The sequence below is a fragment of the Streptomyces sp. NBC_00829 genome (assembly GCF_045161795.1).
Taxonomy (GTDB): domain Bacteria; phylum Actinomycetota; class Actinomycetes; order Streptomycetales; family Streptomycetaceae; genus Streptomyces.
This window is the reverse complement of sequence record NZ_CP108867.1, coordinates 7,967,186-7,976,524: the sequence shown is the minus strand read 5'-3', so window position 1 is coordinate 7,976,524 and position 9,339 is coordinate 7,967,186. Positions and strand designations below refer to the sequence as shown.

Genomic DNA, 9,339 nt, shown 5'->3' with positions numbered 1-9,339 from the left:
GACACCTCACGCGCCAGCCGACCCGGCACCGGCCATGCCGGGGCGACCGGCCGAGCCCTCCTCTCCCCCGAAGGAACCACCATGCTCACCCCTGCCCCGCCCACCGCCGAGGCGCCGTCCGACGCCTTCGGCACACCCCTCATCGACGTCTCCGCCCTGGTACCCGGCGCCCGGGTACTGGTCAAAGACGAAACGCGCTACGCCTCCGGAAGCCACAAGGAACCCGCCGCCCGCGCCGTCGTGGCACGCGCGGTCGCCGACGGCCATCGTCACATCACCATCGCGACGTGCGGCAACTACGGCCGGGCCATGGCGACGGCCTGCCAGGTCGCAGGCGTGGAGTGCACCGTGGTACTGCCCACCGGCTGGAGCGACGGCGGCGAGGCGATGCGCGCCTCCGGAGCAAAGGTCCATCTCGTGGACGGGGCGTACGAGGACGCCGTGGACGAGTCCCGGCGGCTCGCCGCCACCGGGGAATGCGTCGACGGCAACGTCGACGGACCGTACGCCGAAGCCGTGTTCGAGGGACACGGCGTGGTCGTCGCCGCTCTCCGGGAGGCACTGACCGAGCCCCCCGCCGTGCTGTGGCTGCCCGTCGGCAATGGCACCACCGCCATCGCCGTCCGGCGCCGGCTGGAACAGCACGGCTGGAGCACGGTGATCAACGGCGTCGGCTCCGCCGGCAACAACCCCATGGTGACCTGCTGGCCAGGCCCGTACCGTCCCCTGGCCCCGGAAACCGTCTCCACCACCGACCACAACCAGCCCCTGGTCAACTGGCATGCCCTGCAAGGCGACGAGGCCATGGCGGCGATCGCGGCCACCGGCGGCACCGTCCTCGGCGTGGACGACAAGGAACTCTGCCGCGCCCGTGACGCACTCGCCGCGTACGGTGCCACGCCCACCGCCGCAGGCGCCGTCGCCCTGGCCGGGCTGCTGCGGACCGCCAGTACAGCGAGCCTGGCCCCCGGTGTGCACGTGGTGGTGCTCAGTGGCCGCTGAAGGACATCTCCCCCAGCACGCTCCGCGGGCCGTCCCGGCCCCCACCTCTCGCCCGTCGCCGCCGTCCCCCCAGGACACCACGACCACCAGCCAGGAGAGCCGGCTCTTCACCCGGCTCAGAGTCACACGCACCGACGAACTGGCCTTCATCGCCAAACTGGCCGTGCTGGCCGCCCTCACCGCCGCCGGCGCGACCCTCGCCCTGCAGCCGTCACCGTGGGCGGCAGGCACCGGGGTCGTCCTGCTCGCCGCCATGTACACCCACGCCGTAGAACTGCAGCACCAGTGCCTGCACCACTCCGCCTTCCGGCGCACACTGCCGCACCGGCTTGTCGGCGTACCCCTGGGGATGCCGCTGCTCGTCGTCTACAGCCACTACCGGGTCCGCCACCTGCAACACCACCGCTACCTGGGCACCCCGCAAGACAGCGAGTTCTTCGGCTTCGACACACGCAAACCCCTGACCTTCGCCGTTCTGCTCCGCGGACTGCTCGACTACCTACGGCTCGGCACGGTCATCCTGGACACCATACGCGCCGCCGCAGGACGCTGGTCGTACGCGTACGGCCACCTCGCACCCGCGATGCGACGGCGCATCGTCACCGAACACATCCTCCTGGGCGCCTTCGTCGCTACCGCGGCCGCCCTGACAGTCCTCGGCCACGGCACGTACGTGCTCCGGCTCTGGCTTCTGCCCCTGGCCCTCGCCGTCCCTCTCCACTTCCTCGTCGAACTACCCGAGCACCTTCTGTGCGACACCGAAACGACCGACGTCCTCCGCAACACCAGGTCGATCACCGGAAGTTGGCTGACCACATGGTTCACCAACGGAAACAACCTGCACATCGAACACCATGCCGCCATGGCCGTCCCTCTCAACCGTCTCGGGGAACGCCACACCGAGGCACGCACCTACGCCAAACACATCGAGCACAGCTACGCGGACTTCTACCGCCTCCTCTGGCGAACCCTCAGAAACCCGCCCACAGCACACCCCGACGACACATCATGACGCCGGACCGGACGACAATCCGGCACAAGAACCGGCACCCGAACCAGGCACAGCCACCAAGTGAAGACCGCCGCTTGGGACTTCATCTCCGTCCACGCCGAGGACTTCGGCATCAAGCCGACATGCCGGGTGCTGGAAGTCTCCCGCTCGGGCTACTACCGGTGGATCGCCAGCGCGGACGCGCGGGCCGCCCGCCAGGCCGACGAGGACGCCCTGGTCGAGGAGATCCGCGAGATCCACACCGAACACCGCGGGAACTACGGCGCGTTGCGCATCCACGCCGAACTGCGGGGCTCCGGCCACGCCGTCAACCGCAAGCGCGTCGCGCGGCTGATGCGCAAGCACGCCATCGTCGGCCGCCACCTGCGGCGGAAGAAGCGGACCACGATCCCGGACCGGCTCGCACCACCGGCACCGGACCTGGTGAGGCGCAACTTCACCGCCGACAGCCTTGACGAGAAATGGTGCGGCGACATTACATACGTGCAGGTCGGAGCCTCATGGCTCTATCTCGCCTGCGTCGTCGACATCTGTTCACGCCGGGTGATCACGCCCCACCGGCCGCATGATCTTCTACCATCTCGGCGAACTCACCCTGCGGATCGGCAACGTCACCGACCCGCCCACCGTCCAGATCACCCGCGGCGTCCAACTCCACCTCCTCGACCTCCTCGACCTCCTCGACACCGACATCGGACAAACCCGCTGGCCGCAGACCTGAAACGGTGACCCGCGAAGTCCAGGCATATTCGGCGACGCAACCTGCCCGGACTGTGTTGCGCCGCCGGCTTGGGCCAGCCGAAGTGCTCCTCCACCTTGGCGTGCAGGAAGTACTGGTTGATGGCCGTCAGCTCGGCGGTGAGCTGTTCATTGCGGAGCTCGAGAACCTCGGCATCGCCCTGCATGGTTGCGCCTCCCTGGGTCGCGAGACCGGCCGCCCGGCCGACGACGGCGGATGTCGACACGCCACGATGTCGACGCGCCACGATGATGAGGCGCCACGATGATGAGGCGGCGTTCGCGGAGGGCGCGGACACAGGCAGCATTCCCTTTCCCATGGGAACGCACCTGTATCTGTCGCGCCACCGTGGCCTCCCACAGCAGCGGCGGTCAGGGGTTGCGGTGATCATCCCGGCCGGCTGCCGCAGCCGTCTGGGCCGCCGGAACCGGGCGGGGGCGCCGCAAGAACAGGAAGAGGACGGGGACGAGGTACGCGACCCACACCACGCCCTGGAGAACGGTCGGATTCGGCTGGAAGTTGAGGACCCCCTTGAGCAGGGTGCCGTACCAACTGTCCGGGGGGATGGAGGCGGAGACGTCGAAGGCCAGGTTGTCGAGGCCGCCGATCCAGCCGGCTTCCTGCAGGTCGTGGACGCCGTAGGCGAGAACGCCGGCAGCGATGACGATCAGCAGGCCTCCGGTCCAGGTGAAGAACCTGGCGAGGTTGATCCGCAGCGCCCCACGGTAGAACAGCCAGCCGAGCACGACAGCCGTGAGCAGTCCGAGCGCCGCCCCGAACAAGGGCCGGGCACCGTCCTGGGTGGCCTGGACCGAGGACCAGATGAACAGGGCCGTCTCCAGCCCTTCCCGGCCGACCGCCAGAAAAGCAGTGCTGACCAGAGCGACGGCGCCCAACGCCACGGCTGTGTCGAGCCTGCTCTGAAGGTCGGCCTTGAGATGGCGTGCCGCTGTGCGCATCCAGAAGACCATCCACGTCACTAGACCCACCGCGATGATCGACAGCGTCCCGCCCAGCGCCTCCTGGGCCTCGAAGCTCAGCCGGGTCGAGCCGTACTGCAGGAGCGCGCCGAAACCCATGCTGAGGATCACGGCCGCGGCGACGCCCGCCCACACCGGGGCAAGCTTGTCGCGTTGGCCCGTCTTGACCAGGTAGGCGATCAGGATGCAGACGATGAGGCTGGCTTCGAGTCCCTCACGCAGGCCGATCAGGTAGTTCGCGAACACGCGGCCTCCTTGGAAGCGTGGTCTTCCGCGAACAGCGCCTTGGCCTTGGCGACGTGTCCGCTCCTGACCGCTGCGGCGAACTGCTCAGCCATGGATGCCGTCGCATCCGCCGGCTGCTGGCCGTACGCGCGATAGCCTGCGACCGCGGCGTCAGGCCGCGGGTTGCCGCTCGCCGAAGGACCCTCACCCGTGACGGATGGTTTCTGTCGGATGCCGTCGCCCTTCATTCCGGGCTTGCAGGCGATCTCGTAGGTGCCCGGCTCGATTTCGCTGGTGATCTCCGCCCGAGTGCCGGGGCCGATGTTCTCCCGTTCGGTGACGATGCGGTCACCAGGGGCGTAGATATACACCTCGGTGACCTTGGATCCGGTGTTGCGCACCTCAAGCGTGATGTGTCCGGCCGACACGCTGTCCGTGGACACCTTGCAGGCGCTGTCGGATGCCTCGACCTGTACGGAGTCGCTTCCGCCGGAGCCGTCTCCGGAGTCGCAGCCCGCCAGTGCCGCGCCTCCGAGGCCGAGGGGGACCATCAGGACTGCGGTTGCTCGGAACGCGGTCATGACACTCCCAGACGGATGCCTGTGGTGCGGTCTTCCGGCGTTGCCGGGCGACCCGCCTTCAGGTTGGCAAGCTAAGCCATACCTTAGTTCGAGGCCGGTAGGCGGGCCACGCGACAGCACCGTTCGGATCACCCACGGCCGTCGGCCGACCGAAGAGGACATCCCAGGGCGTCCCGGTGGCCACCACGCGACCGCCGTCCACCACGCGGATCCGGTCGCAGAACGCCGCGGCGAGATTGAGGTCGTGCAGTGCGATGACGGTCGTGACACCGAGCCTGCGCACGAGCCGGAGCGCGTCGACCTCATGGCGGAGATCCAGATGAATGGTCGGCTCGTCCAGGACCATCGTCCCCGTGCACTGGGCGAGCGGCCGGGCGATCAGCACCCGCTGCTTCTCCCCGCCGCAAAGCTCGAAGGGCACGTTCGTCAAAGCGGCGACATCGAGTTCTTCCAGCGAGCGCAAGATGATGTCCCGCGGTCCTCCGCATTGTCCCCGTCAAAGGCCCGCTTGTGCGGCGTGCGGCCCATGGCCACCACGTCGAGCACGGCTCGGCTGCCATCGTGACCAGACCAAGACCGCATGCCGTACGGCGCGTTCCGACCCGTACGGTGGTGGAGGCGGATCGCCGCGCGCTTGCCGCGCATCCACGTCCCGCCGGGTGAACACCGAAAGCTCCCCCGTCGGCCAGACCTCGGGCGGGCCGACCGGCTCGCGGGCTCGGCCGAAGACCGGCGCCGCTTTCGGGTCCAATGACTCCGCCGTCACCCTCGTCCGGCAGGGCAAGGTGACACGATGCCGACCGATCCTGCGGATCCGGCTTCGGCTCAACCGGTCGGCACTGTAGCGGCTGAGAGGGCCAGGTGGCGGGAGGTGCGCCGCGCAGAGCGCGCCCTCCCGCCCGCTGGTGAAGGTGAGTTGCTATCCAGCGCTGGCGCGATTTCGCTGGACGAGACCGACGACGGCATCGAGGGCAACGAAGCCGAGGAGACTGACTCCCAGAACCGGCAGCCCCCAGCCCAAGGCGGCCACAGCGGGGATCCCCAAGATGAGGACGGGCAGGGGAAGACGACGCCACACGCCGCGTTCGGGAGCCTTGCCCATGGTGGTCTTGCGCCCGTCGCGGGTTGGGCGGCGCTGCCACCACATGCGGTATCCCCACACGATCACAAGGAGCAGTCCAATCGCCACAGCGGCCAGAACGATCTGGTTGGCCAGCCCGAACAGCACACCCATGTGTCCCCCCACACCGAGTTTGCTGAGTTTGGCCAGCACGGGGTAGTCGGCCCACCTGTTGTCCGCAGTGACCTCACCCGTCTTTGCATCCACAGCGACCTGGTCGTAGTGCACCGGCCATGTGGTGTCTCGCTGTGCCACGGTCCAGGCACTGTTGCCATCAGCGGGGGGCGTCACTTCCACGGTGCCGCCCAGTCCAGCTTCCCTGGCCACGGTCAGGACCGAGTCGAAGGCTGCTGGGTCGTTCTTCGCCGATCCGTGCGCGGCCTCATGTCCGGCATGCTCGCCGGAATCCCCCGACTGGCCGGAGTCTGCCGTGGGGAGCGCGGTGTCCAGTTCGGGAGCGTGGGCGTGTACGGCGTCCAGGAGCTCCCCGAAGCGGGCGCCGGCATGGTTGGACCAAGTCAGGCCGGTGGCACTGAGGAAGAACAGGGCAAGGGCCAGCCATACGCCCGTGGCCGCGTGCCAGCTGCGGGTGCGGCGCACGCCCCGAGCGGCACGGTCGGGCAGCAGCGCTCCGCGCACCGACTTGGCGCGTTGCCCCCGACTCCGTCCCAGCCAGAGAACCAGTCCACCGGCGACGATCACCCACAGCCAGCTCGCGGCGACTTCGGAGTAGAGGCGTCCACTCTCGCCGAGGTGCAGGTTGCGGTGAAGGTCGTCAAGCCAGGTCGTGAGTGGCGTCGATCCCCACCATGTGGTCAGCTCGCCCGTTACCTTGCCCGTGTACGGGTCGACGAACACCGTCCGCTGCCTGTCCCCCAGTTCGGGAACCGACAGCACCACCCGGGTCGTGTACTCCGGACCGGGCGGGGTGCTGACCGAGGCCAGCGTTCCCTCCGGGTGAGCGGCTCGGGCGGCAGCGATCTGCTCCGCCAACGAGTGCTGCTGTCCGGTGACGCGCTCGACGCGCAGCTGGTCGCCGTAGACGAGCTGGTCAAGCTGCGGCGTGAACGTATAGGCGAGCCCGGTAAGTGCTGCCACCACAAGAAAGGGCGCGACGAACACGCCGGCATAGAAGTGCAGACGCACCAGCAGCGCCCGAACCCCCTGCCAGGAACGCGTCGGCTGCGGAGGGCTCGCGGTGGGGGCGGCGGCAGGTGTGACCTCGGCCGTCACGGTGGAGGCTGCGGATGCCACGGCTGCCGCGGCCGACGGCTCGTCGTCCGCGCTGTGGCTCTTGTGCGGTGAATTCTCCGGTATGGAAGGCATGCGTAACTCCCTTGGGCACCCGCGCCTGAATCAGGGGGTGCAGAGCGACGTCAGATGGTGAGAACCGCCGGAGCGGCGTTGCGCGATCGCGGCCGGAGCCGCGCGGCCGACCTGACCTCGCGTTCGCATACGACTGACAGACGCCTGGCGAAGGGACGAGCGTGATGGAGGCATGCGCAGAGAGTCAGGCCGGTGCCCGCTCTGGAGGACCCCGTCGCGGACGGGAGCGCGCGAGCAGGATGCCCACGCGGCTGGGCGTCACCGGCGACGGTCCCATCACCCGGGGACGCGACAGGATCGGCAGGGACAGGCGCGGCCTGACGCAGATGGCCGGCACCACCATGGCGGCCAGCCGCCGTACCACCCGCTCCCCGTAGATCACGCAGAGCGCGGTCCCGACGGTGGCCAGGCCGTGCGCAAGGGTCATACCGGCAGTCATGGTGTGCTGCGCCTCGTGCCCGATACCTCCGGCCCACATCGACGAGGGGTCCATCATCTCCATGTGGTGGCCGCTCATACGGCCTTCCGGCGTGGTGTGCCCGGGGCTCGACACCGAGGCGTACTGAAAGGCGAGATGCAGGGCGAACTGCATACCGCCAAGTGTCAGCGCGACCCCCTCGAAGCGACGCTTTCGCCGCTCGAAGGTCGCCGTCGCAAGGGAGGCCAGTGCCAGGAAGGCGGTGACCAGCCACTGCGCGCCTGGGAGTTGCCCACCCGCCGCAATGTGACTCACGGCGCCCACGAGCAGGCATGTCGAAGCGCAGAGCAGGCCCCTCAAAGCCCGCCTCGCCATGCTCTCCGGTCCGCGCATGGGCACAACATATCGGCCACTTACGACGATCGGGTATGAGACAGGGACGGTGCGAGCGTATCCACCGGGAGGGCGAGGCTTCGTCAGTGCTGATTTTCGTCCCTTGTAAGGCTGTTGCGACTGGTCTCAGTACGCGAAGCAATCACAACGGCACCCGCCTCACTTGCCTCAATGTGAGAGTGCTCACGTACGTGCAGGGCCTGGACGGCAGCGGCGACGCTGTAACTCGCCTCGGCAATCGCTGTTCGCACCCGAGCATCGTCGATTGCTGTGCCGCTGGCTGTCACCGCTTACGGGTCGGCGTAAGTTTCTGCTTCCGAAGGCCGTGAGGAGGACGCCGCCGACGGATTCGCGTCGTTCTACACCGTCAACGAGGTTGGGCGGGTCCGTCGTTGGCAGCCGCAATCGCTTTCGACCAGCTCGCCCGCGAGGAGGGCAAGCTGACGCTGGAGGGGCTCTCGAGCGATCACCCCGTCACCCAGCAACGGGTCTTCAACTTCCTTTGCTACCTCGCGGGGAGCGACCCGAAGAAGTTCTACGGGCCCCTGGTCGGTGCGGGTTACCGGCCGAAAACCCGCGCCCCGTTGTGTCCGCAGGCCGGGGCGATACTGGACTACGGGCGCGCGCTGTCTGGCCCGCTCCCCGCACCAACGGAAATGGTCGACGCAGATGGAAACGCCCAGCCCCTGGTTCACAAATGTTCAGGAGACGGAAGGCGCCAAAACCCACGATCGAGTGAGGGGTTGTCAGCGGTGCTGCCCTACGTGTCGCGACAGGACATGAACGACACGGACAACCGCGAGAACTCCGGCGACCGACGCTCCCGTGACCAGCAAGAGCTTTTCGACGGCGAGAGGAAGGTGCCAGACAGCGGCAGGACCGGCAATCGTCGCAAAGACGACGGCGCCGAGGAAGCATGCGCTGAGTAGCGCATAGCCGATCTCAACGGTGATCTCGTCTCGTTCCGCCTGGCTTCGTCGTCTTGTGCTCATAACCCAAGCATTGCACTCAGGCTCGTTGGGGGCCATGTCCTGGCCCGCGTCTGACCCGGACTACGGCAGCCCGGAAGGCCGGCGTACGGCAGTGAGATCCCGGCCGAACGCTTCGCCACCGCCGGAATGAACTGGTGCTGCCGCATGAGAGCGAACAGTGCGGACTCTGCCTGCCCCGCTCGCGGCATGTGCGGGAATGGTCCCAGCGCCCCCCATCCGGGCAGCTGAAGGTCGGCTCGCCGTATCCGCGGTGGCCGCCGCCTCCACCTGCGGATCTCTTCAACCTGGCCCTGGAGAAACGAACTCGCCGCTGCCTTCCACTGCCTCGCTGCCCTGCCCCGACCCGCCAGCTGACCTGCGCGTCCCTGACCACCCACGATCCGAAGGACCTCGGAGACCCCGGCCACCACGCCGGTCCTTCAACACGCCCAGCTCACAAAACACGGCTCAGACACCCGTAAATTGACGATCAACACCCTCAGCCCGCTCGAACCGAAAGAGCGAGGCTGGTTGACCACCAAGCTGACCGGGTCTGCCATCTCGTCTGGCAC

9 protein-coding genes and 3 pseudogenes are annotated in these 9,339 nt (G+C 68.2%); 5 read left to right on the top strand and 7 right to left on the bottom strand.

Features of this window, described 5'->3' with window-relative positions:
- Positions 1 to 81: 81 nt before the first annotated feature.
- The 4 genes and pseudogenes from OG293_RS35625 (at position 82) to OG293_RS35610 (ending at position 2,735) form a co-directional block, all read left to right on the top strand.
- Entirely contained in the window at positions 82 to 1,002 is a 921-nt protein-coding gene (locus OG293_RS35625; RefSeq protein WP_406002876.1) for a pyridoxal-phosphate dependent enzyme, read from the top strand.
- A complete protein-coding gene (locus tag OG293_RS35620) occupies positions 992 to 2,014 on the top strand; it encodes a fatty acid desaturase family protein (protein ID WP_406002875.1) in 1,023 nt (340 codons plus the stop codon). Before OG293_RS35625 ends, OG293_RS35620 begins: the two co-directional genes overlap by 11 nt.
- Before the next feature lie 60 nt (positions 2,015 to 2,074).
- Positions 2,075 to 2,506: pseudogene (locus tag OG293_RS35615) on the top strand (IS3 family transposase); the annotation flags it as partial.
- Between the two features lie 73 nt (positions 2,507 to 2,579).
- Positions 2,580 to 2,735, top strand: a complete 156-nt coding sequence (locus OG293_RS35610; RefSeq protein ID WP_406003814.1) for a hypothetical protein — start codon at positions 2,580 to 2,582, stop codon at positions 2,733 to 2,735.
- 61 nt (positions 2,736 to 2,796) lie between these two features.
- Here the strand turns inward: OG293_RS35610 and OG293_RS35605 are convergent.
- From OG293_RS35605 to OG293_RS35580, 6 genes and pseudogenes are all read right to left on the bottom strand, one after another.
- A pseudogene (locus OG293_RS35605) lies at positions 2,797 to 2,919 on the bottom strand (bacterioferritin); the annotation flags it as partial.
- A 205-nt stretch (positions 2,920 to 3,124) separates the two neighbouring features.
- Positions 3,125 to 3,979: an iron uptake transporter permease EfeU gene (gene efeU, locus OG293_RS35600; protein ID WP_406002874.1), complete on the bottom strand. Its 855-nt coding sequence runs from the start codon at positions 3,977 to 3,979 to the stop codon at positions 3,125 to 3,127.
- A complete protein-coding gene (locus OG293_RS35595; RefSeq protein WP_406002873.1) occupies positions 3,961 to 4,539 on the bottom strand; it encodes a cupredoxin domain-containing protein in 579 nt (192 codons plus the stop codon). The genes efeU and OG293_RS35595 overlap by 19 nt, the downstream gene beginning before the upstream one ends.
- 58 nt (positions 4,540 to 4,597) lie before the next feature.
- On the bottom strand, positions 4,598 to 5,002 hold the full coding sequence (locus OG293_RS35590; protein WP_406002872.1) for a hypothetical protein: 405 nt from the start codon (positions 5,000 to 5,002) through the stop codon (positions 4,598 to 4,600).
- Between the two features lie 456 nt (positions 5,003 to 5,458).
- Positions 5,459 to 6,985, bottom strand: a complete 1,527-nt coding sequence (locus OG293_RS35585; RefSeq protein WP_406002871.1) for a PepSY-associated TM helix domain-containing protein — start codon at positions 6,983 to 6,985, stop codon at positions 5,459 to 5,461.
- A gap of 184 nt (positions 6,986 to 7,169) precedes the next feature.
- Positions 7,170 to 7,718, bottom strand: coding sequence for a hypothetical protein (locus OG293_RS35580; protein WP_406002870.1), 549 nt, complete (start codon positions 7,716 to 7,718; stop codon positions 7,170 to 7,172).
- A gap of 470 nt (positions 7,719 to 8,188) precedes the next feature.
- On the opposite strand from OG293_RS35580, the pseudogene OG293_RS35575 reads away from it, so the two are divergent.
- Positions 8,189 to 8,332 (top strand): annotated as a pseudogene (locus OG293_RS35575) (hypothetical protein); the annotation flags it as partial.
- 210 nt (positions 8,333 to 8,542) lie between these two features.
- Here OG293_RS35575 and OG293_RS35570 read toward each other — a convergent pair.
- Positions 8,543 to 8,788, bottom strand: a complete 246-nt coding sequence (locus tag OG293_RS35570) for a DUF6332 family protein (protein ID WP_406002869.1) — start codon at positions 8,786 to 8,788, stop codon at positions 8,543 to 8,545.
- Positions 8,789 to 9,339 lie beyond the last annotated feature (551 nt).